We start from the raw sequence: 23,682 nt of genomic DNA on the forward strand, positions 1-23,682 counted from the left end.
TGATAATCAAGGATGAAAATAATGACTATACGCAATGATTGGACTCGAGAAGAAATTCAGCAGTTATATGAACAGCCTTTTCTGGATTTAGTCTTTGAAGCACAGCGCGTGCATCGCCAACATTTTGCTGCCAATACCGTACAAGTCAGTACCTTATTGTCGATTAAAACAGGTAAATGCCCTGAAGACTGCAAATATTGCTCGCAGTCTGCGCATTATGATTCACAGCTTGAAGCTGAAAAACGTATTGCAGTGGATAAAGTCATTCAGGAGGCTAAAGAAGCCTTAGCATCAGGTTCTTCACGTTTTTGTATGGGTGCTGCATGGCGCAACCCGCATGAACGCGATATGCCGTATGTTTTAGAAATGGTGCGTGAAGTCAAAGCACTCGGCTTAGAAACTTGTATGACTTTGGGGATGTTAAACCAATCTCAGGCAGAACGTTTAAAAGAGGCAGGCTTAGATTATTACAACCACAACCTAGACACGTCGCGTGAATATTATCCCAATGTCATCAGTACCCGCAGCTTTGACGATCGTTTAAATACTTTGGATATTGTGCGTCAAACAGGTATGAAAGTGTGCAGTGGCGGTATTGTCGGTTTAGGTGAAGACACTCAAGACCGTATTGGTTTATTGCATGAATTGGCAACTTTACCGTTACACCCTGAATCTGTGCCAATCAATATGTTAGTTCCAATTGAAGGCACACCACTGGCTGAAGTCGAAAAATTAGATGTGATTGAGTGGATTCGTACCATTGCAGTGGCACGTATTATTATGCCAAACAGTTACATTCGTTTATCTGCAGGGCGTGAATCATTGTCTGATTCAGATCAAGCACTGGCATTTATGGCAGGTGCGAACTCGTTATTCTCAGGTGAAAAGCTTTTAACGACGCCAAACGCAGGCGAAGGCAAAGACAAACAATTGTTCCAAAAATTAGGCTTAGTTCCTGAACGTGCCAAGCCAACGGTTTCGGAATTGTCGGTGGATGCGATGGCTGTGGCTTAAGCAGACTTTGAAAAAGACTCAGATATTTAATGTCCGTAAATTAAATAAGAATCATGTGATATGGCAAAAGATTTTCACAGTGCAACTGTGGTTGCAGGCTATGACAGTCATATTCGGAAACTCATTCCCGGGTATGAATTGGTACATCAACACATCAATGCAATTTTAAGCAGTCATTTGCCTGAAACAGCGCGGATTTTAATCGTAGGGTGTGGCACAGGCTATGAGTTGCAGTATTTATTACAACACCATCCTCAGTGGCAATTTACTGCCATCGACCCATCTTTAAGTATGCTGCAGCAAGCAGAAAAAAATATTCAGTCTGTGACAGGGTATGAGAGAGTACGTTTTATACAAGCAGATACACATCAATTTGCCCAGCAAGCGCAGCTAGAAAACTTGCAGTTTGATGCGGCATTGGCGATTTTGGTGGCGCATTTTGTACCAGTGGCAGAAAAACCTTTATTTTTTCAAGATATTTACCAAACATTAAAACCTGCAGCGATTTTATTAAGCTATGATCTGATGCAGCAGACTGAAAATATAGAATTGCGCTGGATGCAGAATTTGGCTTTGGATTGTGGTTTAACTGCAATACAAGCAGAAAAAATGCTTGCACGAATGGCCGAAGATTTTCATTTAATTACTGCAGATACACAAGCGGCATTGCTGGCTCAAGTCGGTTTTCGTCAGTGTAAAACATATTGTCAACTTATGAATTATTATGGTTTTTTTGCGCAGAAATAGTTTAGCAATCACATCATTACGTCAGCATTATTTGTAGAAAAAACATCAGCACAAGAAAAGTTAGATAAGGGAAAGAGAAAATGTCAGCATATTACACTTTACTTAAACGTGAACAACATGCCGATGGTGGCTGTACGGCGTACTATCGTTGCAACATTCATGCACAAGGCGCGTGGAATCCGCATGAACAACACATGGCACCTGCAACGGGTATTTTGTGTGCAGAACTTGAGCGATTTAAGCCGCGTGATGATATGCGTATTGGTCGGGTCGGTTTAGATATTTTTGGCTTGATTACCTTTGGTGAGTTTAGTATCACCACCCGTATGATCCGACCAGGTAAAACCATTGAGCTGATTGAAGCGGAAATGTGCGCTGAAGGAAAAACCTGTATTGTGGCACGCGCATGGAAAATGAAAACCTCAGATACACGCGCGATTGCAGGACTGGAAGATTTACCAATAGAAAACCCTGAATATTTACCCGATTGGGATGGTATGCGTTGTTGGCCGGGCGGCTATATTCAAAGCATTGAAACCCGTGCGCATCCGGATCGTCGTGCAGGTAAGGGCATCGTTTGGTTAAGAAACCAATTGGATATGGTTGAAAATCAAAGTACATCCAGTTTTGTGCGTTTATTGGGGATGGTGGATACCGCCAATGGCGTAGTGCCACGCTTAGACCCGAATGCGGGTTGGGGTTTTCCAAATTTGGATTTGCAAATGCATTTACACCGTTTACCGCAAGGCGAATGGCTGGGTTTAGAAGTGACACAACAATATGGTGAAGATGGTATTGGCTTAACGAGTGCAGTCTTGCATGATACTCAAGGGCCATTTGGACGCAGTGAGCAAATTTTAACTTTGCGTCAATTCTAAATTGATTCAGAATTAAACAAAAAAATCTTAGGACGAATTGCTTCGTCCTTTTTTTATTGGCATGCTGTGTGCAGATTATTTCATCTTTTTTTATTTGAAAATATTATGCGAATTGGTTTGATTGGTGCAGGGCGAGTTGCACATCATTTGGCTCATGTTTTAAACGCACAGCATCAAATTGTGCAAATTTATAGCCGTAGTCTGGACAAGGCACAGCATTTGGCTGCACAGGTTGGCGCAGAAGCGATTGCAGAAGTAGAACAGCTTCATTCAGACCTAGATTTACTGATTATCGCAGTGAGTGATCAGGCGATTGCACAGGTGATTCAGGAAATTTATCATGACTTAAATCATGTGTTGATAGTGCATACCTCAGGCAGTACCAAATTAGATGTATTGCAACAGCATCATGCACGTTCAGGGGTATTTTATCCCTTACAAACCTTTAGTTTAGAGCGTGAAATTGATTGGTCAGAAACACCTTTATTCATAGAAGCTGCATTTGCTGAAGATCAGCAGCTTTTAGTGACTTTGGCAAATAGCCTAAGCAAAAAAGTCTATGCCTATACTTCAGAGCAGCGTTTGAGTTTGCATTTGGCTGCGGTATTTGCCTGTAATTTTAGTAATTATTGTTATGACATGGCGAAGCAAGTGGTTGATGCCCAGCAAGTAGATTTCAGTTTGCTGTATCCTCTTATGATGGAAACTGCGCATAAAGCGACCCAGAATGATCCGCGTCAAATGCAAACAGGACCTGCTATGCGGGGCGATCGCAATATTTTAAAGATGCATCAAGACTTATTGGCAGCAGGGCAGCAACATGCACTTGCCGAAGTTTATACACTGATGAGCCAACAGATTTTAGAACGTCATCAATCTTAGTCGTTTCTTAATCTTTGGACTTATGCCATAAAACCATCCCAGAAAAAAATGCTTCCGAAGGGAAGCATTTTTTATTGTAGAAACTAGTTAATTTTCTTGAAGATAAAGTCATTAATCTTATGACCTGCTTCAATTCCACGACGTTCAAACTTGGTTTGTGGACGCCATTCAGGACGAGGGTAGCTATTGCCTTTCCCCGCCAAGTTTTCTAAACGTGAACGATTGTCCAATACATCCAGCATCCATTCTGCATACGGCTCCCAGTCAGTTGCTGCATGGAACGTACCGCCTAACACTAATTTTTGCTCTACCAATTCCATGCGTTCATGGGCAACGAAACGGCGTTTGAAGTGACGTTTTTTCTGCCATGGGTCTGGGAAATAGAGTTGAACCGTATCAATGCTGTTGTCTGGCATTTCACGTAGAACTTGAATTGCATCGGCATCTAATACACGTAAATTGCTTAAACCTGCTGTACCTGCTTCATAAACGCACTGTGCAATCCCTGGAATATGGACTTCAATCCCGACAAAGTTACGTTCAGGATTGGCTTGCGCCATCAGTACTAAAGAACGCCCCATCCCAAAACCAATTTCTACGGTGAGCGGGCGTTCAGGGTGTTCAAAATGCTGACGTAAATCGCCAACAGGATATTCCAAAATTAAGTCGCCGTATTGTTGCAAGGCGCTACGTTGTGACGTATTCAATGGTGAAGAACGGCGCATGAACGTTACAATTTCACGATGCTCGTTGAGGTTGTCCAGCTCGACAACGTGCTGGTCTAATTGATCGTTCGACATAATTTTGGCAAATCTAATAAATTCGAATGCGGTATTTTAAGTCCTGAGCCATTGAAGTCAATTTTTTTCGCGGTTTTTCGCAGCGCCGCGCAAGATTGCGATCCATCTGCACCCTTTGAGCATAAAAAATGCTGAATCATTAAGATTCAGCATTTTGGGTCTTTAATGGTGTTTGAATATTTTGCAGCAATTACGAATTGGTGCTGTATTGATCAATTAAGGTATGACTGGCTTCATTCAATCCAATAATATGCACTTTAATTTGTTGGGCTTTAAATTTGTTCACCACGGTATTTAGCATATTTACAGAGGTAATATCCCAAATATGTGCATGCGTTAAGTCGATGGTGACATTGCTGATGTCTTCTGAAAAATCAAAAAATTGATAAAACTTTTCAGAACTGCTAAAGAAAATTTGCCCTGAAATCACATATTGGCGGGTATGTTCGCCCAATAAAAATGAGCTAACTTTAACTTCACTTTCCAGTTTATTCACCAAAAACAAAGCAGAAAGCAGTACCCCAACAAAGACACCCAAAGCAAGGTTATGGGTAGCCAACACCACAATCACCACAGCGAACATAACAATATTGCTTTGTTTAGGATGCTTTTTGAAGTTACGGATGGAATCCCAGTTAAAAGTTGTGAATGACACCATAATCATAATCGCGACCAAGGCTGCCATAGGAATATATGCCAACCAATCTTTGAGAAAAACCACCAAGCACAGTAAAAACACGCCTGCCGTAAGTGTAGATAGACGTGTGCGCGCCCCAGAGCTGACGTTGATAATGGATTGTCCAATCATGGCACAGCCTGCCATACCGCCCATAAAGCCACTGACAATATTGGCATAACCTTGACCACGACATTCCTGATGCCGATCTGCTTCTGTGCCTGTGGCTTCATTGACAATCGTCGTCGTCATCATGGTTTCAAGCAAACCGACTGTGGCTAATGTCATGGCATAAGGGAAAATAATAGATAAAGTTTCAAAATTTAGCGGAATGTCAGGCACTAGAAAAATAGGCAGTGTATCGGGAAATTGTCCTAAGTCGCTTACGGTACGCATATCTGCACCAAGTATTAAAGCAATCACACTCAGCACAATAATGCAGACCAAAGGTGAGGGAATGCTTTTGCCAATTTTAGGGAGGTAAGGAAATAGATAGATCACCGCCAAGCCTAATCCTACAAACAAATAACCTAAGCCATCCATTTTTGATAATTCAGGCAGTTGCGCCACAAAAATTAAAATCGCCAAAGCATTTACAAAGCCATAAACTACCGACTGCGAAACAAAACGCATTAGTTTGGCAACTTTAAAATAGCCTGCCACAACCTGAATCAACCCTGTGAGCACCGTTGCTGCCAATAAATATTGCAAACCATGTTCTTTAACTAGGGTAATCATTAACAATGCCATGGCGCCTGTCGCGGCAGAAATCATGGCAGGACGCCCACCAAAAAATGCAATCGTGACCGCAATACAGAATGAGGCATATAAGCCGACTTGCGGATCGACGCCTGCAATAGCAGAAAAGGCAATTGATTCAGGAATTAATGCCAAACCCACCACTAAACCCGCCAAAACATCTGTTCGGATATTGGAAAACCATTCTTCTTTTTTCAGGCTAATCACAATCTCAATTTCATGAAACTTTAAAGGGCTGTATGTTAAAACATCTTGAGATAAAAAAGCAGGCAAAACAGACTTGAAAAAGCCTGTCTTTTGCAGGATAGTCAAAGCGTAAGGACTTTTTAAGACATTTACGCTTTTTTGCAATTCATAGGTTCAATCACTTGCAAGTTTGTGACAAGCGATTTAAAAAAGAGATAGTTATATAACAAGGATCAAATATGAAGCTTTATTATTCACCAGGCGCATGTTCTTTAGCAGCACATATTATTTTAAATGAAGTGAATGTCGATTTTGATATTGAACGTGTGGATTTAAAAACCCATAAAACAGAAAAGGGTGTCGATTATTACGAAATTAACCCTAAAGGCTATGTACCTGCTATAGAAATTAACCCAGGTTTGATTTTGACGGAAAACGTAGCAATATTGCCATTTTTAGCGCAGCAAGACCCTAAGCAAGACTTAATTCCGCCATCGGGTTTAGGTCGTGCTAAAGTTTTGGAATGGTTGGGTTATTTAAACTCAGAATTACATGATGCTTATGCGGTATTTTTTGCTGGACCATTAGATGCAGATGCAAAAGAAAAAGCTTATGCAGAAATAGATCGTTTGTTGACTTATATTGATCAAGCGATTGCGTCATCAGACCATGAATATTTGGTGGATGATAACTTTGGCCCAGCCGATGCGTATTTGTTTGTCATCACCAACTGGTCAAACCATATTGAGCATGATTTAACCCCATATAGCCATGTGGTTGAAATCCGTAATAAAGTTGCTGCACGTCAGTCGGTACAAATTGCGATGCGTGATGAAGGCTTGATTCCTTAATCAGCTTTTTTTGCCAGAATCAGCTAATAAAAAAGACGTTGAGTTGATACTCAACGTCTTTTTATTTGAGCTGACGAACTTGAAAAAGACCGCACAACTTTTTTATGATTATTTAAAGAAATAACCCGTTTCTGGTGAGCTGGCATTCGCCATACGCTTACGTGGCATACGGCCTGCCAAATAAGCTTCGCGTCCTGCTTCTACTGCTTTGCGCATTGCAGATGCCATGAGTACAGGGTTTTGTGCTGCTGCAATTGCAGTATTCATCAGTACACCATCGCACCCCAACTCCATGGCAATCGCAGCATCACTGGAGGTACCCACACCTGCATCTACCAATACAGGTACTTTGGCATTTTCTTTAATAATCGAAATGGTATGTGGGTTGAGAATACCTAAGCCTGAACCAATCAAGCTACCTAATGGCATAATCGCCACGCAGCCCATACTTTCCAATTCTTGCGCCACAATCGGATCATCTGAAGTATAAACCATGATTTCAAAACCATCGTCAATTAGCGTACGTGCGGCTTTTAAAGTCTCGGTGATATTGGGATAGAGGGTTTTTTCATCGCCTAAAACTTCCAGTTTGACGAGGTTATGACCATCCAGCAATTCACGCGCCAGCATGCAGGTACGCACGGCACTGTTGGCATCAAAACAGCCTGCAGTATTTGGCAAAATGGTGTATTTTTCTGGTGGAATCACGGAAAGTAAGTTGGGTTGATCTGGATGTTGCCCAATGTTTACACGACGAATGGCAACCGTGACAATTTCTGCGCCACTGGCTTGAATTGCCAAATCAGTTTCGGTTAAATCTTTATATTTGCCAGTACCCACCAATAAACGTGAATTAAAGGTACGTGAACCGATTTTAAAAGTATCTTGCATGGGTGCTCCGAGTTTAGCCGCCACCAACGGCATGAATAATTTCAATGCGGTCTTGATCGCAAATAGGGGTTTCGGCAAGTTTGCTTTTGGCAATAATTTTTTCGTTCTGCTCCACGGCAAAACGTTTGCCTTCTAAATCTAATGCCTGAATCAGTTGTAACAGGGTCGTATGAGTGGTCTGTTGTGCTTCGCCATTCAGATAAATTTGCATGACCGAGAATCCATCTTCAAAATTACAAAATACGATTGGGCTTTATTTGGCATATTTCATGGCTTGCCATGCTAAGCTTAGCCAACCCACAATCATGAGTGCACCACCAATTGGGGTAATCATGCCCAAACCGCGGACAATGTCCAAGGCCATGATATAAAGTGAACCGCAGAAAAATAAAATACCCAGTTGGATTAGAATGAAACTTGCTTTAATGGGAAGTTGTGGAATCACTTTAGCCAAGATCCCTAATGCCAAAAGTCCAAGAGCATGATAGAAAAAATAATCTGTTGCAGTTTGCCACCAACCTAATTGAATTTCAGTCGCACGGGCTTTTAAACCATGTGCACCAAATGCACCAAGTAACACCGCAGCCGCTAAATTCAAGGAAGAAATTGCAATCCACATACGCAAATTGACCTATTTAATTTTGCGCTTAACCTTAGCACATTTTTAAGCTAGGGAAAATCCGAGAATTACCTGCCTGTATGTCAGTTGTACGAATCCAAGACAATAAAAAAGGGCAGTTTGCCCAATTTTATTTTTCGATGTGCCAGTATTCACTTGGAAGAATGTCAGATTAGTTTGATGACATCGCCACTTTAATTTTTTCCATAGCATTTTTTTCGAGCTGACGAATACGTTCTGCCGAAACATTATATTCTGCTGCCAGTTCATGCAAGGTCGATTTATCATCATCTAACCAGCGACGCTGCAAAATATTACGTGAACGATCATCCAACTGCTCCATAGCTTCATGCAGGGCAGAAGTGCTTTGTTCTTCGTAGTCTTCGTTTTCGACCAAACGTGCAGGGTCGTAACGGTTATCTTCTAGATACAATGCAGGTGCAACATAAGTTGACCCTTCATCGTCATCATCGCCCTGTGCTTCAAAAGCTGCGTCATAAGCTGTTAAACGACCTTCCATTTCCAAGACTTGTTCAGCGGTCACATTTAAGTCATTGGCAATAGATTGTGCTTCTTCAAGCGTCAGTTTTTTGCTAGATTTTTTGAGGCTACGTAAATTAAAGAATAATTTACGCTGTGCTTTGGTGGTGGCAATTTTAACAATACGCCAGTTACGAATAACATATTCGTGAATTTCAGCTTTAATCCAGTGCACAGCAAATGACACCAAACGCACGCCCATATTGGGGTCAAAGCGTTTCACGGCTTTCATTAAGCCTAAGTTGCCTTCCTGAATTAAATCGCCCTGCGGTAAACCATAGCCCGCGTAACTTCGTGCAATATGCACCACAAAACGTAAATGCGACATGACTAACATTTTAGCCGCGTCTAAATCTTGATCGTAATAATAACGCTCGGCTAACTCTTTTTCTTGTTCAGCCGTTAAAATAGGAATTTGGTTAACAGTACTAATATAAGCCCCGAGGTTTACCCCTGGTGCAGATAATGACAGGGGCATCAACTGATTGCTGCTGTCACTCATGAGATCTCCTTATAGGATTGGGTAGGTAAAATAACCGATGTCTTTATCTTAATGCCAATATTCTACTTAAATAAGTAAAATTGGTGTAGATATGTAAATCTTTATAGCAATAAGCGGCGAATATTAAGTCATTAAAATAAATCAACAATCAAATAGATGTGCTTATTGCGATGCTTTTGGCTTGGCAACATCAATCACATAATGAAACTCTGTTGCCGAAATCTGGCTTGCTTCACAGCTGTATTGATGTAACTGACAATACCGTACCACATCTTGCTGGCTGTGCGGATCAGATGACTTCAGTAAAAACCGAGCAGAATCTGAATGTTTAAGGGCACGTTTCAGCATCAATAAAGGCATAGGACAAGGTTGTCCCATGGCATCAATCACTATGATAGGTTGTTCAGTATCACACAGCATTGAATTAAAAATTCACCTTAAAAACAGTATGATCATACTAGCAAATTCACTTACAAATCCCAAATAAATTTCATCTGAAGCATAGAGACTATTCATTGCGCGACTTACTGCGCATAAGGGCAAGAGAATTGGCTTATTTTGCGAGATATTTGCAATAAAATTTATAGAACAAAATTGTGCTAAGTCACTTAACAGAAATAAAAAATTTTAGATTTGTTTAAATCGCTTCAAACTGAACAAGATAAATTAAAAAAAATCTATTAATTGTCATAAACCCGTGTTAAGCTCGATGCGTATTTAGGATTTTAGATAGACAGTCGTTGTTTGTCGCCCTATTACAAATGGATGTAACCGGGATTTTGTTAATAGTTATACAGAATGATTACAAGCTTAGAAATAAAAATATTTTTAAACTTTGTTTGCTCTGCTGTTTGCAACACCGGGTGGTCCTTCTTTTTAATCAATGAGGATTAACTTATGACAGCTCGTGAACAAGGCGTAGTTAAATGGTTCAACGACACTAAAGGCTTTGGCTTTATCCAACGCAATGGCGGCGACGATGTATTCGTTCACTTCCGTGCGATCCAAGGTGATGGCCACCGTTCGCTTCGTGACGGTCAGCGTGTTGAATTCAGCGTAGTAAAAGGCCAAAAAGGCTTCCAAGCTGAAGAAGTACAGCCACTAGATTAATCACTCGATTATTCTAAAAAAAACGCTCCAATTCTGATTGGGGCGTTTTTTATTTGTATTTCTGTTTATAATAGGTCAGTTTTTTGTCTGTATAAGTTCGAGCATATATTTATGTCATCTGGTTTTGAAACCTTAAATTTACATCCGCAATTGAAACAAGCTATTGATGCTTTGGGTTTCAAGGAAATGACGCCAATTCAGCAAAAGGTTTTAAAATTTACTTTGGCTGGACATGATGCTATTGGTCGTGCGCAAACAGGTACAGGAAAAACTGCTGCCTTTTTAATTAGTGTCATCAATGATTTATTGAACAACCCAATTCAAGGGCAGCGTTATCGAGGTGAACCGCGTGCTTTGGTTTTGGCACCTACGCGTGAATTGGCTTTGCAAATTGAAAGTGACGCAAAAGATCTGACCAAATTTACCGACTTAAATGTGGTGACTTTGTTGGGTGGTGTAGATTTTGATAAGCAAAAGTCACAACTCAATAAAAACTTTGTCGATATTATTGTTGCGACACCAGGGCGCTTAATTGATTTTGTAGAACAAAAAGAAGTTTGGCTCGATCAAATTGAATTTTTAGTGATTGATGAAGCAGACCGTTTACTGGATATGGGCTTTATTCCATCGGTAAAACGTATTGTGCGTTATTCACCGCGTAAAGAGCAGCGTCAGACTTTAATGTTCTCTGCAACTTTTAGTTATGATGTATTGAATTTGGCTCAACAGTGGTTATTCGAACCTGTTACAGTGGAAATTGAACCTGAAAAGAAAACCAATGCCGATGTTGAGCAACGGGTATATATGGTTGCCAAAACTGATAAATATAAATTGCTTGAAGAAATTTTACGTGATGAGCCCATTGAAAAAGTCATGATTTTTGCCAATCGTCGTGATCAGGTGCGTAAGCTTTATGATCATTTAAAGCGAGATGGCTATAAAGTGGTGATGCTATCGGGTGAGATTGCACAAGACAAACGCTTAAAAATGTTGGATCAATTCAAAAACGGTAAACATAACATCATGATTGCAACTGACGTTGCAGGACGTGGTATTCACGTCGATGGTGTGTCGCATGTAGTGAATTTTACTTTGCCTGAACAGTCCGATGATTACGTACACCGTATTGGTCGTACAGGTCGTGCAGGTACACGTGGTGTGAGTATCAGCTTCTTGTCTGAAGATGATGCGTTCTATTTGCCAGAAATTGAAAAGGCGATTGGTCAAAAATTGCCGTTAACACGTTTAGATGGTTATTGCTAATCATTAAATTTTTAAGCTAATTTTAGTTTAAATTTTGCTGCACTTGGTTTAAAAGTCGCTCTCGGTAGAGCGACTTTTTGTATTTGGCTCTTATGTCGTGCTGAAATAATTTACTTTGACTGACATCTAAAGGTCAAAACAGTTTGATAATCATCATCACGAGCAATATCCGTATTACGTCCCGCAATCGTACCTAAAACAGTTGCTGCTGCCTGAATCATTTGTCCCGTTTGCTCATCGACCACACCTTTGAGTGCACCGTTGTAAGATGTTTTTTCATCGACCAAGACTGGAGCGGCACGCGTACCACAGGTTTTATTGGCAGCTGTAATTGCATTATTTTTAGAAATAATATTACTTTTACCTAAACCTGTGACTTCATACAGGTTGTTTTCTTTTTGAATGGCAAGTGAATTATTCGGTGTGGTGGCACATGCTGTTAAAAGTGCAAAAACGGCAAGGCTAGAAAAGGTGACTATTTTTTTCATCTCTACCTCAGGGTTAAAACGCTGTTGTGCGTATCGTTTGTTGATGATATTTCAATTCAAATGAGCAGATTGAAAATAACAATTTGATCTAGTTGAACATAATCTGGCTGCTTTTAAATGTAGACACTGTATATGCTGTGTTGATAATTCGTCATTGATTTATACGCATCAAACCCAATCCATCATGGATTTTTATACTCTTAAGCTATAGATAAATGAGTCCAAGCATTATTTTTTAGGTGTTTTGAGCAGGTTCAACTTAAAAGTTTAGGTACACAGAGTGCCAATAAGAATCTTGCAAATAAGCATACGGAAATAGCGCATTTTTTTGAGTTTATGCTAATCTTAACCGAGATTATTGAAATAGTTATATAAGTTAATGACGGATACAGCGATAGAAATCGTTCATCAGAATATTCATCAACGCCAGTCTATGGGGCAGTTAGTTGAACCTGCACCAAATGCTGTGCAGCTAGAAATGGCTTTTCAGGCAGCTTTAACCGCGCCAGATCATCATCGTTTAAAACCTACGCGCTTTGTGGTAATTACTGCTGAACAGCGTGAAGCATTTGGTGAGTTACTTTCTCAAGCTTTGACAGATATGGGCGAAACTGATGCAGTTCAGTTAGAGCGGGTGAAACAACATCCGTTTCGTGCGCCACTTTTGGTGTTGGCTTTAACGCAATTTCAGGATCATCCAAAAGTACCACGTTTTGAGCAGACTTTAAGTACAGGTGCTGCGGTACAAAACTTTTTATTGTCTTTACAGGCGCAGGGCTTTGCCAGTATGTGGCGCAGTGGAGCAGTCGTTGAGTCGAACTTGCTTAAACAAGCTTTAAACTTAAATGCAGATGATTTAATTTCAGGCATTATTTATGTGGGAACAGCGGTCAAAGCCATTCCTGCACGCGCTGAGTTGAATACGCAAGCTTATGTTCGTTATTGGAACGGATAAGTCTATTTTTTAGGATATAACAATAATGTCAGAGTTAAATTTTGCCGATTTGGTTGAACCTGTTGCAGTAGATCGAAAAACAGCGTTACGCATTACAGTATTGGGTGGTGGTAGTTTTGGCACAGCAATGGCCAATACAGCAGTGCGTAATGGCTGTGACACGATGATTTGGATTCGTGATGAAGCGACTGCCAAAGAAATTAATGAAACGCATATTAATCGACGTTATTTGCCAGATTTTCAGTTGGAACAGGACTTAAGAGCCGTTTCAGATTTAGAAACTGCTGTCCGTGACCGTGACATTATTTTAGTGGCTATTCCAAGTCATTCTTTCCGTGGTGTGTTGCGTCAAATTAAGCCTTTTATTAGTGCACAAGCAGTGGTGTCTTTAACTAAGGGGATTGAAGCCAAAACTTTTAGTTTTATGAGCGATATTATCTGCGAAGAATTACCTGAAGTGCCGTATGGCGTATTGTCTGGCCCGAACCTTGCCAAAGAAATTGTGGCGGGGCAGCCTGCAGGTACAGTCATTGCCAGTCATTCTGAATTGGTGCGTTATGCGGTGCAGCAAGCTTTGCATAGTGCGTTATTCCGTGTTTTTGCCAGTGATGATGTGAATGGCGTGGAATTAGGCGGTGCACTGAAAAATATTTATGCAGTCGCAATGGGGATGGCTGCAGCTTATAACGTGGGTGAAAATACTAAGAGTATGATTTTAACCCGTGCATTGGCAGAAATGAGCCGTTTTGCGGTGAAACTTGGCGCTAATCCATTGACCTTTTTAGGTTTGTCGGGTGTTGGTGACTTGTTTGCAACCTGTAGCAGTCCATTGAGTCGTAACTATCAAGTGGGTTTTGCATTGGGTAAAGGCAAAACGTTGGAACAAGCCACAGAAGAATTAGGGCAAACTGCTGAAGGGATTAATACCATCGTGCAAGTGCGGGCGCGCTCGAATGAGTTAGATGTGTATATGCCAATCACTTGTGCACTTTATGAGGTGATTTTTGAAGGGGCGCCGCCCATGAACATTGCACTGTCTTTAATGAAGAATGGACATCGTAGTGATGTGGAATTTGTCTTGCCACATCATCTAGTTTAGTTTTACATCCATCAAAACAGCGCCACAGCAGGTAAAAACTTGCTTGAAATATGACAGTTTGGTGAACAGAATTGTCATATTCTCAGGTTATACTGAGCGCATAATTTGAGTTAAATTGACACAACTTAATGTGTATCATCGTATAAGGAAATTCTATGCAACTGACTCTTGTTCGTCATGGTGAAGCCGCTCCTGCAGTGATGGGTAATGATCATCAGCGTCCATTGACTGAGCGTGGTCATATACAAGCACAAGAAACAGCGGACTTTTTAAAGAATATTATTCAGCCCGATGTATTTGTGGTCAGTCCTTTACTACGTGCACAAGAAACTTTGGCACATTTGCAGCAATTTTTTAAAGATGTGCCTGTGGTGGTCTGCAATGCCATTAAACCTGAAGATGATGCAAAAGTAGCAGTAGAATGGTTGTCGCAATTACCGTATGAGTCAATTGCAGTGGTATGTCACATGAATGTGGTGGCTTATATGTCTGAGATTTTAACATCAGAATCGTTTAATCCGTATCAATTGGCAGAAGCACGGATTTATGAACAGGCTGTGATTGCTGCGGGACTTTCAACCCAACTCAAAAGTTTTATTCCAAACGCATAAAATAAATGTATAAAGTTAAATACAATTCAACGGTAGAACGATAATAATGCTGTATTTATGGATGCCAGAAGCCAATGGGGTTTGGCAATGGTCAACAGGGGAACATTGGACGCAGGCAGATAATCTTGATGCCTTGATTCAGTCATTGCAGCCTTTTCAAGGGAAAGATGCTGTGGTGTTTTTCCCAAGCCGTGATGTACAAATCATGCAACAAACTTTGCCTAAAGCCCAATATAAACAATTGGGTGCAGAGGGCGTGAAGTATTTATTAGAAGAATATACCGTATTGCCAATTGATGCGATGCGGGTGGCTCATCATTTTGTGCCGCCTGAGCAAATAACCGTGTTGGGAATGGCTAAGCATAGTATTGAAACCTATTTGCATGTATTCAGTTTGTTACCAGTTAAAATTAGTGCATTGTTACCTGACTTTTTAATGTTGCCGCAACCTGAAGCAGGGCAAACGGTGATTGGAAATATTTGCGGACGTTTACTGGTACGTGAAAGTGAATTTTTAGGTTATTCAGTTGATGATTTGGCGCTTTATTTAGATTATCAAACTGCAGAACGCAATTATAAAATCACCAACTTTAGTGCAGAGCAGATGCAAAGTATTGAAGCATTTGTAACCCAAGAGCAGTTAGAAAGTTTTCATTATGTTGTACCTACATTGGCGAAAGCCAAGCAGCATCCATTCAATATGCTACCAAAAGCCAAGCACGACACGGGCGTTTCAGGTTATTGGAAAGCCTGTGCTGCAGTACTCCTTGGGATTTTAATTGTACAATTTAGCTATGATGCACTGCGCTGGAGCAAACTTAAAAAAGTAGCTGATCAAACAGCGGTTCAAGCCATAGAACAGTATCAATATTGGTTTGGCGCAAACAGCCGTATTACCGAACAAAATATTCAAAGCCAGTTTCAAAGTCAGGTACGCATGAGCAAAAATGCAGATACTCAAGCGCTGCAATTGCTTAGTCGCGTTGGCCCTGTGTTGATGCAAAATCAAATTGTGGCCAATCGTGTGAGTTATGACGCGAATATGTTGAACATGGAGTTGAGTGCCAACTCGGCAGCAACCTTGCAAGCACTCACTCAACAATTGAATCAGCAAGGTTTTAAGGTCGAGCTAGGTAATATTCAGCCGAGTGTATCAGGCGCAGTAGGATTGGTGAAAATACAATAATGAAAGCCATGGAAAAAATGTCCACTTTGATCGATCGACGTATTGAACTGATACAAGATTATTTAGATCGTTTAAATACACGTGAACGTGTTTTGGTGGTCTTTACCACAATTTTTGTGATTGTTGCTGCTGTGGGTTCTGCTCTGTGGTATATGCATGCCGCAGCCGAAAAACAGCAAAAGCGGGTGAATGACCTTAAAGACTTGGTGGTGGTGATGCAAAGTCATGCGGTCACCATGAAACCTGCTAATGATGCACAACTCAGTGCAGCTGATAAAATTCAGCGTGTGGCTCAGCAACAGGGCTTATCGGTCGCTTCGCAGCAAAGTGGTGACAAAATGCAACTGGTGGTCAGCCATGCTAGTTATGCTGTGTTGGCAAATTTTTTAACCCAATTGGCGCAAATGGGATTAAGTATCGAAAAAATGGAATTAATTTCTGAGGCAGGGCAGATTAAATTAACTGCGACAGTCCAGTAAAGGCTAAAAATAAAGTCCGAAACTCGGAAAATAAACCCATGTCAAGCATAGCGTTTTGACTGGGCTAAGCCTATAATATGGCGACTTAGAAAGCAGTAGACTTTTGCAGATATGTTGTATTCTCTAGCCCGCCCGTTGTTATTTTCTTTAGCACCAGAGCGTGCGCATGAGCTGACACTATCACTATTGAAATCGAGCCATAAAATGGGTTTGATGCGTCAAAAGACTGTAGTGAAACCTGTGACTTGTATGGGAATTGAATTCCCTAATCCAGTAGGTTTGGCAGCAGGTCTAGACAAAAATGGTGCGTATATTGATGCCTTAGCTGGTTTAGGCTTTGGGTTTATTGAAATTGGCACCATTACGCCACGTCCTCAAGCGGGCAATCCGCATCCACGTTTATTCCGTATTCCACAGGCCAAAGCCATTATTAACCGTATGGGTTTTAATAATGATGGGGTCGATCAGTTGATTGAAAACGTCAAAGCAGCAAAATTTAAAGGCATTTTGGGAATTAATATTGGTAAAAATGCCGATACGCCAGTTGAAAATGCAGTAGATGATTATCTGATTTGTTTAGAAAAAGTCTACAACTATGCCTCCTATATTACTGTAAATATTTCATCACCGAATACCAAAAACTTGCGTAGTTTACAAAGTGGTGATGCGCTCACTGAATTATTGCAAACTCTCAAACAGCGTCAGTTGGAGTTGGCAGAAGAACATCAACATTATGTGCCGCTAGTCTTAAAAGTTGCGCCAGATTTAGACACTGAAGATATTCAGTTTATTGCCAAACAATTATTACAATTCAAAATTGATGGTCTGATTGTGACCAATACTACTTTGTCGCGTGAAGGTGTAGAAAACTTGCCGCATGGCGATGAAGCAGGTGGTTTATCTGGCGCACCTGTATTTGAGAAAAGTACCGCATGTTTGGCAGCATTTTCAGCAGCACTGAAAGGTGAAATTCCGTTAATTGGTGTAGGTGGCATTTTATCGGGCGAACAAGCCGTTGCCAAAAAAAATGCAGGTGCAAGCTTGGTTCAGGTGTATAGTGGTTTAATCTATGCAGGTCCTGAGCTGGTTCAAGATTGTGTGAACGCCTTATAACTTATGAATACCATTGATATCGTTATTCTGATTCTCTTGCTTATTGGAGGGTTGAACGGTTTGCGACAAGGATTTATTAAAGCCTTTGCGAACTTGGTAGGATGGATTTTTGCCCTGATTGTAGCGGCAAAATATGCAGTTGTCCTAGCACCTTCGATGACAGCTCTCAGCAGCGATCCTGTGGTACAAAAAATTGCAGCCTTTGCATTTATTGTCTTGGTCATTGTGGTACTGACCTGGATTGTTACCGCTGTTTTAAATGGTGTGTTAAAGAGCTTGAAGCTTGGCCCATTAAATCGTTTGGCAGGCGGTGCATTTGGTACCTTGAAAGGCTTACTCATTGTCCTTATTACTATTCAAGGAGTTGGTCCTTGGGTAGAAAGCTCGCCTTATTGGAAACAGTCTAAATTTGTGCAAACTTTGTTGCCATATGCACCGTGGGCAACCGAACTGTCTAAAGACGCTGCCAATGAGGCTTTACAGCACATCAAGTCGAAAGATGCCGTGCCATCTTCCGACATCGCATCTGACGCAAAAGAAAATCGCTCTAGTGCAGATGGCTCAACGAATAATCCTTTTTATTAATCCCTAGCTGGTCTGCGAGGTTGCTATGTGTGGAGTTGTTGGTATAGCTGGTAAATCACCTGTTAACCAAATGTTGTTTGATGCATTAACGATGTTACAACATCGTGGACAGGATGCGGCTGGGATCGTAACTTGCCACAATGGACGTTTATTCTTGCGTAAAGACAATGGTATGGTGCGTGATGTATTCCATACGCGTCACATGCGTGCTTTGCAAGGTAATTATGGTATTGGACACGTGCGTTATCCAACTGCAGGTTCATCAAGCAGTGCCGAAGCCCAGCCCTTTTATGTGAACTCGCCGTACGGGATTACTTTGGCACACAATGGGAATTTGACCAATGCCGAAGAAATTCACGAAGATCTGTTTAAAACAGATTTACGTCACATGAACACCGATTCTGACTCTGAAGTGTTATTGAACGTATTTGCACATGAATTGCAAAAACGTGGCAAATTAAACCCGACACCTGAAGATGTTTTCCATGTGATCGGCCGTGTGCATGAGCGCTGTAAAGGGGCTTATGGTGTCGTTGCAATGATTACAGGTCAGGGCTTGGTTGGCTTCCGTGACCCGAATGGTATTCGCCCATTGATTTATGGTTCGCGTGAAACTGAACAGGGTATGGAATATATTATTGCATCAGAATCTGTGGCAATTACTGCACTTGGCTTTAAAGTTGAGCGTGATATTGCGCCAGGTGAAGCGATTTTTATTAATGATGCTGGTGAGTTATTTAGCCAGCAATGTGCCGCTAAACCTCAATATCGCCCATGTATTTTTGAATATGTGTACTTTGCCCGTCCCGATGCGACCATTGATGGCATTTCTGTGTATAAAGCCCGTTTAAAAATGGGTGAAAAACTGGCGCATAAAATTTCCAAAGAGTGGGGCGAGCAGCACGATATTGATGTAGTGATTCCAATTCCAGATACATCGCGTACCTCTGCTTTAGAATTGGCAAATACTTTAGGGGTTAAGTTCCGTGAAGGTTTTATGAAAAACCGCTATATCGGACGTACCTTTATTATGCCAGGTCAGCAATTGCGTAAAAAATCAGTGCGCCAAAAACTGAACCCTGTTGAGCTTGAGTTTAAAGGCAAAAATGTACTGTTAGTGGATGACTCAATTGTCCGTGGCACGACTTGTAACGAAATCATCCAAATGGCACGTGATGCAGGTGCAAAAAAAGTATTCTTTGCTTCTGCAGCGCCAATGGTGAAATATCCAAATGTGTATGGTATCGATATGCCAGCCAAAGATGAGTTAATTGCGTCTAACCGTAATGTCGAAGAAATTCGTGAAATTATTGGTGCAGACCGTTTAATTTTCCAAGATTTAGAAGATTTAAAACAAGCCGTTCGTACCCATAAAGTACCGCATTTGACTGAATTTGAATGTTCAGTATTTGATGGTGTATATGTGGCTGGCGGAATTGATGAAGCTTATCTGAATGATCTTGAGCAAAAGCGTAACGACTTCGCTAAAAAAGGCAAAGATGGTTATATTGATGTCAATATTGATGCTGCGTCAGTAGACTTAACTGGTGTGAAAGAGAGTTAATTTTTTCTGGTCAGCTCAGTGAGAAAAGCGGGAAATTCCCGCTTTTTTCATTTATGATTGTGGCTCAAATACAATGTAATTCAGGATGTTTACATTGAAGTCTGTTGGTACTTACTTGATTAAAAATAAAAATATGATTTGGTCTGCAATTTTATGTTTGGTTGCAGTCGCTTTGACCCTGTTTATCTTAAACACAGTTTTAGGGCTGTTGGTTTTTTATGTCGATTCAAGCCAGTCTATTTATTGGCACAGTCTAAGCCCATACTGGATTACAGTTTTAGTGCTGATTATGACGGTATCCGTCATTTTGGAATTTTACGTTTTTCGTTCAGGCGGTCACTCCTTGGCAAAACAATTGGGTGCGCGTCGTTTAACCCAGTTTGAAAGTACCCCAGAAGAGAATACAGCCCTTAAATTGACCGAACAATTGGCAGATACTTTTCAAATTGAAGTACCCACCGTATATGTATTGCCCGATGAAATTGGAGTAAATGCCTTAACAGCAGGCTTTAGTCATAAAGACATTGTGATTATTTTGACTTGGGGTGCTTTGCAAAACTTGGATGAACAAGAGCTGTATGGACTACTTAGCCATGAGTTTAACCATATTTTAAGTGGTGAAACCATTGATAATACTAAGCTTAAAATCCTCTACAGTAGCCTAACCACGTTTAGTAAGTGGGGTAGTAGCATCGCCAAACTTGGCTTTGGACAACATCGTGATGCACCCCCACACAAACTGGCGACTTTTTTTGTTGCTATGGGGGGTGGCATTTGGTTATTTGGTAGTTTAGGAGTGTTGATTACTCGCTTAATTAAATACATTAGCTTAAGCGGACGTACCTTTAAGAATGATTTAAAAACCAAACGCTTGATTCAAAACAATGCCAATATTCAAACTTTGCTGCGGATTTATGTGCATCATGCGGGTTCGCAAATTCATAGTGAATATTCTGAATCTATCTCGCACATGTGCTTTGCCAATTCACTCAGTCCACAAAGTTGGATGAATATTCATCCAAGTATCGAGGCACGTATTTTTGAACTTGATCCAACCTTGGTACAAGATTTGCAGCTGGAAAATCTGAAGCGTTTACGCAATCAACCTTTGTTTAGCCTATTTCGCTCGCTTGAAGAAATGGATGTGGAATATTATGCGCCTTGGAGTTCTCCACAACCTTTACCTTTGCTGCGCTTATCACCAATTAGCTTTGCAATTAATGATGCAATGAAGCCTCTCAAGCCTGAAATTCGCAATAAAATGCCGCGTCCAGAGTTGATTCAGCGTGCTTTGCAAACGGCAACGGGTTCGCGTGAGGTGATTGTCGCCATTTTGATGATTCGCCAATATCGTGAATTTATTCCTGCTGAAGCAGAAGTAAGCCGTGCAATTGTAGATGCCTTATTAAATTTGGATGGGCGAGTACATATCTCTATTTTCCATGACGCATGTAAAAATATTAGCGGTATGCCGTTGAGTATCGCGCGGCAGTTTTTAACCAAACTGGCAAAAATCATTCAGGAAGATGGTGAGATTGGTTTATTAGATGCTTTGTTGCTAGAGCGAATTAAGTTTGAATTAAATTTGCTGCCGTTACATACGCCTGCAGCGTTACATGAAGTGAAACCGCAAATTGTACGTTTAATTGATGCTTTATTGCATGTGCAGCAAATTAATAGCGTCAATCAGTTAGATGTACGCGAACGTATTTTAGAGCGTGTTTTAACTTCAGATGAACTTATGACTTATGAGGAAATTTCAGATGAACCGATTGATTTATCAGAAATTTTAAATGATATGGCTGGTTTGTTGCTGCGTGATCGACTGATGGTATTAGGCATTGCTGAAATTTGTTTGTGGAATGACCGTATTATCACCCAGGATGAATTGGATGTTTTGGAGTTGCTCTATTGGCGTCTAGGTTTTAAAACCGAAGAAATTGTTGAGCAAATGCAAAAACAAAACAGTTTGATGATTGTGTGACATTTATTGATTAGGTGTGTTTAAACCAGATTTTTATGAAAATACGAATAGGTCAGATTGGGTGAAAGAAAGCACAGCATCGTGCAGTCTTTCTAGGTAGAATAGGTGCTATCTTGCATATTGTTCTCTGATGAAAATGTGCAGCGAAAAATTAGATAGGTGATGATAAACATGATGGGGCATCAGCGTGACATTTTAGCCAGTTTGGGAATCGATATTTGGGTTTCTAGAACGGCTGTGTCTCAAACTTTGCCACAATCATCGGTTTGGCGCGACCAAGCTGCCCCTGAAATACACAGTGACATTATTGTTCCAGCTGCAGTCAATCAGCAATTAAAACAACAACAGCCAATTATTCACGAAGAGCCTAAGCAAGAACCATCTCCGCAACATACAGCAGTTGAAGTGGTTGTGCCAGATGATATTCCTGAAGCACGTGTCATGCTGCAGGTCGAAGCCTTTAGCATTGAAGCTTTACAGTTACCGTATTGTGTTATTTTGGTAGAAAGCACTGCATTGAGTCAGAAACAGCAACAATTGTGGCGTAATATTCAGCATGCGCTGCAGGCTGAATATCATGTATTGCAATGGCCTTTTGCCTTAGAAGTATTACAAGACGGCATAGGGGTAGAGAATTATGTACAAGGTTTTGTTGATGTCTTAAGCGCAGACAAAAACATGCTAATTTTAGGTCAATTACCACATTTTAGATCTGAACAGTGTTTGCATTTAGCCAGTTTGCAAGAAATGCTAGATCAGCCACTGTTGAAAAAAAACCTGTGGGATGCGATACAAGCCACATCGTTACAGCTTAAAGCCTAAGCTAATTCTGATATTTAAAAATTTACCCATTTAAGCAATTGTTGACACGGAACAGGGATAATCATGCGTAAAAAAGTGGTGGTATTTAGTCAAATTGATGCAGAAATTTTAAGTAAGCTAGAGCAAGATTATCTGGTGGTGCAGGTCAACCCTAAAGTGGGTGATGTGAATCAACAGTTGCTTGAGCTTGTGCAAGATGCCGATGGGATGATTGGTGCAGGGCGCTTGCTTAATCAAAGCAATTTACATACTGCGACCAAACTCAAAGTGATTTCGAGTGTAAGTGTAGGTTATGATAACTATGATGTAGATTATTTAACCCAGCAACAGATTAGCCTTTGCCACACACCGCATGTCTTGACTGAAACCACAGCAGATTTAGCCTTTACCTCATTGATGAGTGCAGCACGACAAGTACCATATTTAGACCGGTGGACTAAACAAGGACAATGGAAACGTACCGTTGGCGCAGCGCAGTTTGGACAGGATATTTATGGTAAAACTATCGGTATTGTGGGGCTAGGGCATATTGGTGCTGCTATCGCGCGTCGTGCGTTTCATGGTTTTAATATGAGTGTACTGTACCATAATCGTCGTGAAAAAATGGAAGTGGCGCAGGCGTTTAATGCGGAATATTTGAGTTTAGATGAATTGCTGCAACAGTCAGATTTTGTGGTGCTGGCAGTCGATTTAAATGTACATTCTAAAGCCTTAATTGGTCAGCGTGAACTGGATTTAATGCAGTCACATGCAATTTTGGTCAATATTTCGCGTGGTTCGGTCATTGATGAACAGGCACTTATTCACACCTTGCAAGCAGGCAAAATTTTTGCCGCAGCTTTGGATGTCTATGACAAAGAACCACTGCAAGAATCACCATTATTTGAGTTAGATAATGTCGTCACTTTGCCGCATATTGGTTCGGCAACCGCAGCAACTCGTCAAAAAATGGCAAATTTAGCTTATAACAATTTGGTTGATGCGCTTGAAGGACGTCGTCCGCAATATATGGTCAATCCTGCTTGCTATAAGCCCTAAAGTTAGAAATGACGAGGTAAAAATTGATAACACATCATTG

Annotated in this window: 26 protein-coding genes; 18 read left to right on the top strand and 8 right to left on the bottom strand. The window is 40.8% G+C overall.

Annotated elements, in window-relative coordinates; all coding sequences use genetic code 11:
- Positions 1-21: 21 nt before the first annotated feature.
- From bioB to AC0T5Z_RS05415, 4 genes are all read left to right on the top strand, one after another.
- A complete protein-coding gene (gene bioB / locus AC0T5Z_RS05400) occupies positions 22-1,014 on the top strand; it encodes a biotin synthase BioB (RefSeq protein ID WP_473786266.1) in 993 nt (330 codons plus the stop codon).
- A 60-nt stretch (positions 1,015-1,074) separates the two neighbouring features.
- Positions 1,075-1,761 carry a class I SAM-dependent methyltransferase gene (locus tag AC0T5Z_RS05405; RefSeq protein WP_435337452.1) on the top strand — a complete coding sequence of 229 codons (687 nt, stop codon included), beginning with the start codon at positions 1,075-1,077 and terminating at the stop codon, positions 1,759-1,761.
- Between the two features lie 80 nt (positions 1,762-1,841).
- Positions 1,842-2,639, top strand: coding sequence for a thioesterase family protein (locus tag AC0T5Z_RS05410; protein ID WP_291340405.1), 798 nt, complete (start codon positions 1,842-1,844; stop codon positions 2,637-2,639).
- Positions 2,640-2,744: 105 nt separating this feature from the next.
- On the top strand, positions 2,745-3,521 hold the full coding sequence (locus AC0T5Z_RS05415) for a Rossmann-like and DUF2520 domain-containing protein (protein ID WP_291340403.1): 777 nt from the start codon (positions 2,745-2,747) through the stop codon (positions 3,519-3,521).
- Positions 3,522-3,604: 83 nt separating this feature from the next.
- Here the strand turns inward: AC0T5Z_RS05415 and trmB are convergent, their stop codons facing one another.
- Together trmB and AC0T5Z_RS05425 are read right to left on the bottom strand one after the other, a co-directional pair.
- On the bottom strand, positions 3,605-4,321 hold the full coding sequence (trmB, locus tag AC0T5Z_RS05420; RefSeq protein WP_291340400.1) for a tRNA (guanosine(46)-N7)-methyltransferase TrmB: 717 nt from the start codon (positions 4,319-4,321) through the stop codon (positions 3,605-3,607).
- Positions 4,322-4,511: 190 nt separating this feature from the next.
- Complete coding sequence (locus tag AC0T5Z_RS05425; RefSeq protein ID WP_291340398.1) at positions 4,512-5,963, bottom strand: SulP family inorganic anion transporter; 1,452 nt, start codon at positions 5,961-5,963, stop codon at positions 4,512-4,514.
- Positions 5,964-6,181: 218 nt separating this feature from the next.
- On the opposite strand from AC0T5Z_RS05425, the gene AC0T5Z_RS05430 reads away from it, so the two are divergent.
- Positions 6,182-6,793 carry a glutathione binding-like protein gene (locus AC0T5Z_RS05430; protein WP_291340396.1) on the top strand — a complete coding sequence of 204 codons (612 nt, stop codon included), beginning with the start codon at positions 6,182-6,184 and terminating at the stop codon, positions 6,791-6,793.
- Positions 6,794-6,901: 108 nt separating this feature from the next.
- Here AC0T5Z_RS05430 and AC0T5Z_RS05435 read toward each other — a convergent pair whose 3' ends face one another.
- The 5 genes from AC0T5Z_RS05435 to AC0T5Z_RS05455 all read right to left on the bottom strand — a co-directional run bounded on the left by AC0T5Z_RS05435 (position 6,902) and on the right by AC0T5Z_RS05455 (position 9,765).
- The gene (locus AC0T5Z_RS05435) at positions 6,902-7,684 is read right to left on the bottom strand and encodes a thiazole synthase (RefSeq protein WP_291340394.1); all 783 of its coding nucleotides are present in this window, start codon (positions 7,682-7,684) and stop codon (positions 6,902-6,904) included.
- A 13-nt stretch (positions 7,685-7,697) separates the two neighbouring features.
- Positions 7,698-7,895: a sulfur carrier protein ThiS gene (gene thiS / locus AC0T5Z_RS05440; RefSeq protein ID WP_004971499.1), complete on the bottom strand. Its 198-nt coding sequence runs from the start codon at positions 7,893-7,895 to the stop codon at positions 7,698-7,700.
- Between the two features lie 42 nt (positions 7,896-7,937).
- On the bottom strand, positions 7,938-8,303 hold the full coding sequence (locus AC0T5Z_RS05445) for a DUF423 domain-containing protein (RefSeq protein ID WP_291340392.1): 366 nt from the start codon (positions 8,301-8,303) through the stop codon (positions 7,938-7,940).
- 172 nt (positions 8,304-8,475) lie between these two features.
- Positions 8,476-9,345: an RNA polymerase sigma factor RpoH gene (gene rpoH / locus AC0T5Z_RS05450; RefSeq protein WP_004971496.1), complete on the bottom strand. Its 870-nt coding sequence runs from the start codon at positions 9,343-9,345 to the stop codon at positions 8,476-8,478.
- Between the two features lie 162 nt (positions 9,346-9,507).
- Positions 9,508-9,765 carry a sulfurtransferase TusA family protein gene (locus AC0T5Z_RS05455; protein ID WP_291340389.1) on the bottom strand — a complete coding sequence of 86 codons (258 nt, stop codon included), beginning with the start codon at positions 9,763-9,765 and terminating at the stop codon, positions 9,508-9,510.
- Positions 9,766-10,242: 477 nt separating this feature from the next.
- Between AC0T5Z_RS05455 and AC0T5Z_RS05460 the strand changes: the two genes are divergently transcribed.
- Positions 10,243-10,455: a cold-shock protein gene (locus AC0T5Z_RS05460; protein ID WP_004648643.1), complete on the top strand. Its 213-nt coding sequence runs from the start codon at positions 10,243-10,245 to the stop codon at positions 10,453-10,455.
- Positions 10,456-10,566: 111 nt separating this feature from the next.
- On the top strand, positions 10,567-11,718 hold the full coding sequence (rhlB, locus tag AC0T5Z_RS05465) for an ATP-dependent RNA helicase RhlB (protein WP_004971493.1): 1,152 nt from the start codon (positions 10,567-10,569) through the stop codon (positions 11,716-11,718).
- Positions 11,719-11,828: 110 nt separating this feature from the next.
- Here rhlB and AC0T5Z_RS05470 read toward each other — a convergent pair whose 3' ends face one another.
- Positions 11,829-12,206 (bottom strand): hypothetical protein, encoded by a 378-nt coding sequence (locus AC0T5Z_RS05470; protein WP_435337451.1) that lies wholly within the window; start codon positions 12,204-12,206, stop codon positions 11,829-11,831.
- 379 nt (positions 12,207-12,585) lie between these two features.
- Here AC0T5Z_RS05470 and AC0T5Z_RS05475 point away from each other — a divergent pair, with 379 nt between their 5' ends.
- The 11 genes from AC0T5Z_RS05475 (at position 12,586) to AC0T5Z_RS05525 (ending at position 23,642) form a co-directional block, all read left to right on the top strand.
- Positions 12,586-13,161, top strand: a complete 576-nt coding sequence (locus AC0T5Z_RS05475; RefSeq protein WP_291340379.1) for a nitroreductase family protein — start codon at positions 12,586-12,588, stop codon at positions 13,159-13,161.
- Between the two features lie 25 nt (positions 13,162-13,186).
- Positions 13,187-14,260: an NAD(P)H-dependent glycerol-3-phosphate dehydrogenase gene (locus AC0T5Z_RS05480; protein WP_435337450.1), complete on the top strand. Its 1,074-nt coding sequence runs from the start codon at positions 13,187-13,189 to the stop codon at positions 14,258-14,260.
- A gap of 155 nt (positions 14,261-14,415) precedes the next feature.
- Complete coding sequence (gene sixA / locus AC0T5Z_RS05485; protein WP_019837595.1) at positions 14,416-14,871, top strand: phosphohistidine phosphatase SixA; 456 nt, start codon at positions 14,416-14,418, stop codon at positions 14,869-14,871.
- A 46-nt stretch (positions 14,872-14,917) separates the two neighbouring features.
- Positions 14,918-16,057, top strand: coding sequence for a type II secretion system protein GspL (gspL, locus tag AC0T5Z_RS05490; RefSeq protein WP_435337449.1), 1,140 nt, complete (start codon positions 14,918-14,920; stop codon positions 16,055-16,057).
- Complete coding sequence (gspM, locus tag AC0T5Z_RS05495; protein WP_291340372.1) at positions 16,057-16,536, top strand: type II secretion system protein GspM; 480 nt, start codon at positions 16,057-16,059, stop codon at positions 16,534-16,536. Before gspL ends, gspM begins: the two co-directional genes overlap by 1 nt.
- Positions 16,537-16,647: 111 nt before the next feature.
- The gene (locus AC0T5Z_RS05500) at positions 16,648-17,649 is read left to right on the top strand and encodes a quinone-dependent dihydroorotate dehydrogenase (protein ID WP_435337448.1); all 1,002 of its coding nucleotides are present in this window, start codon (positions 16,648-16,650) and stop codon (positions 17,647-17,649) included.
- A gap of 3 nt (positions 17,650-17,652) precedes the next feature.
- A complete protein-coding gene (locus AC0T5Z_RS05505) occupies positions 17,653-18,234 on the top strand; it encodes a CvpA family protein (protein ID WP_435337447.1) in 582 nt (193 codons plus the stop codon).
- A 25-nt stretch (positions 18,235-18,259) separates the two neighbouring features.
- Positions 18,260-19,798 carry an amidophosphoribosyltransferase gene (purF, locus tag AC0T5Z_RS05510; protein ID WP_435337446.1) on the top strand — a complete coding sequence of 513 codons (1,539 nt, stop codon included), beginning with the start codon at positions 18,260-18,262 and terminating at the stop codon, positions 19,796-19,798.
- A 94-nt stretch (positions 19,799-19,892) separates the two neighbouring features.
- Entirely contained in the window at positions 19,893-21,782 is a 1,890-nt protein-coding gene (locus AC0T5Z_RS05515; protein WP_435337445.1) for a M48 family metalloprotease, read from the top strand.
- Positions 21,783-21,953: 171 nt separating this feature from the next.
- Positions 21,954-22,604, top strand: a complete 651-nt coding sequence (locus AC0T5Z_RS05520; RefSeq protein WP_435337444.1) for a hypothetical protein — start codon at positions 21,954-21,956, stop codon at positions 22,602-22,604.
- Between the two features lie 63 nt (positions 22,605-22,667).
- Positions 22,668-23,642 (top strand): 2-hydroxyacid dehydrogenase, encoded by a 975-nt coding sequence (locus tag AC0T5Z_RS05525; protein WP_435337443.1) that lies wholly within the window; start codon positions 22,668-22,670, stop codon positions 23,640-23,642.
- The last annotated feature ends 40 nt before the right edge of the window (positions 23,643-23,682 follow it).

It is taken from the genome of Acinetobacter pengchengensis, assembly GCF_982235305.1.

Coding starts and splice junctions, on each gene's coding strand:
- bioB (WP_473786266.1), top strand. CDS start 22: ATGACTATACGCAATGATTGGACTCGAGAAGAAATTCAGCAGTTATAT.
- AC0T5Z_RS05455 (WP_291340389.1), bottom strand. CDS start 9,765: ATGCTGTGTGATACTGAACAACCTATCATAGTGATTGATGCCATGGGA.
- purF (WP_435337446.1), top strand. CDS start 18,260: ATGTGTGGAGTTGTTGGTATAGCTGGTAAATCACCTGTTAACCAAATG.
- sixA (WP_019837595.1), top strand. CDS start 14,416: ATGCAACTGACTCTTGTTCGTCATGGTGAAGCCGCTCCTGCAGTGATG.
- AC0T5Z_RS05415 (WP_291340403.1), top strand. CDS start 2,745: ATGCGAATTGGTTTGATTGGTGCAGGGCGAGTTGCACATCATTTGGCT.
- AC0T5Z_RS05500 (WP_435337448.1), top strand. CDS start 16,648: ATGTTGTATTCTCTAGCCCGCCCGTTGTTATTTTCTTTAGCACCAGAG.
- AC0T5Z_RS05460 (WP_004648643.1), top strand. CDS start 10,243: ATGACAGCTCGTGAACAAGGCGTAGTTAAATGGTTCAACGACACTAAA.
- AC0T5Z_RS05430 (WP_291340396.1), top strand. CDS start 6,182: ATGAAGCTTTATTATTCACCAGGCGCATGTTCTTTAGCAGCACATATT.
- AC0T5Z_RS05480 (WP_435337450.1), top strand. CDS start 13,187: ATGTCAGAGTTAAATTTTGCCGATTTGGTTGAACCTGTTGCAGTAGAT.
- AC0T5Z_RS05520 (WP_435337444.1), top strand. CDS start 21,954: ATGATGGGGCATCAGCGTGACATTTTAGCCAGTTTGGGAATCGATATT.
- gspL (WP_435337449.1), top strand. CDS start 14,918: ATGCTGTATTTATGGATGCCAGAAGCCAATGGGGTTTGGCAATGGTCA.
- trmB (WP_291340400.1), bottom strand. CDS start 4,321: ATGTCGAACGATCAATTAGACCAGCACGTTGTCGAGCTGGACAACCTC.
- AC0T5Z_RS05410 (WP_291340405.1), top strand. CDS start 1,842: ATGTCAGCATATTACACTTTACTTAAACGTGAACAACATGCCGATGGT.
- rpoH (WP_004971496.1), bottom strand. CDS start 9,345: ATGAGTGACAGCAGCAATCAGTTGATGCCCCTGTCATTATCTGCACCA.
- AC0T5Z_RS05505 (WP_435337447.1), top strand. CDS start 17,653: ATGAATACCATTGATATCGTTATTCTGATTCTCTTGCTTATTGGAGGG.
- gspM (WP_291340372.1), top strand. CDS start 16,057: ATGAAAGCCATGGAAAAAATGTCCACTTTGATCGATCGACGTATTGAA.
- AC0T5Z_RS05435 (WP_291340394.1), bottom strand. CDS start 7,684: ATGCAAGATACTTTTAAAATCGGTTCACGTACCTTTAATTCACGTTTA.
- AC0T5Z_RS05445 (WP_291340392.1), bottom strand. CDS start 8,303: ATGTGGATTGCAATTTCTTCCTTGAATTTAGCGGCTGCGGTGTTACTT.
- AC0T5Z_RS05405 (WP_435337452.1), top strand. CDS start 1,075: ATGGCAAAAGATTTTCACAGTGCAACTGTGGTTGCAGGCTATGACAGT.
- AC0T5Z_RS05525 (WP_435337443.1), top strand. CDS start 22,668: ATGCGTAAAAAAGTGGTGGTATTTAGTCAAATTGATGCAGAAATTTTA.
- thiS (WP_004971499.1), bottom strand. CDS start 7,895: ATGCAAATTTATCTGAATGGCGAAGCACAACAGACCACTCATACGACC.
- rhlB (WP_004971493.1), top strand. CDS start 10,567: ATGTCATCTGGTTTTGAAACCTTAAATTTACATCCGCAATTGAAACAA.
- AC0T5Z_RS05475 (WP_291340379.1), top strand. CDS start 12,586: ATGACGGATACAGCGATAGAAATCGTTCATCAGAATATTCATCAACGC.
- AC0T5Z_RS05470 (WP_435337451.1), bottom strand. CDS start 12,206: ATGAAAAAAATAGTCACCTTTTCTAGCCTTGCCGTTTTTGCACTTTTA.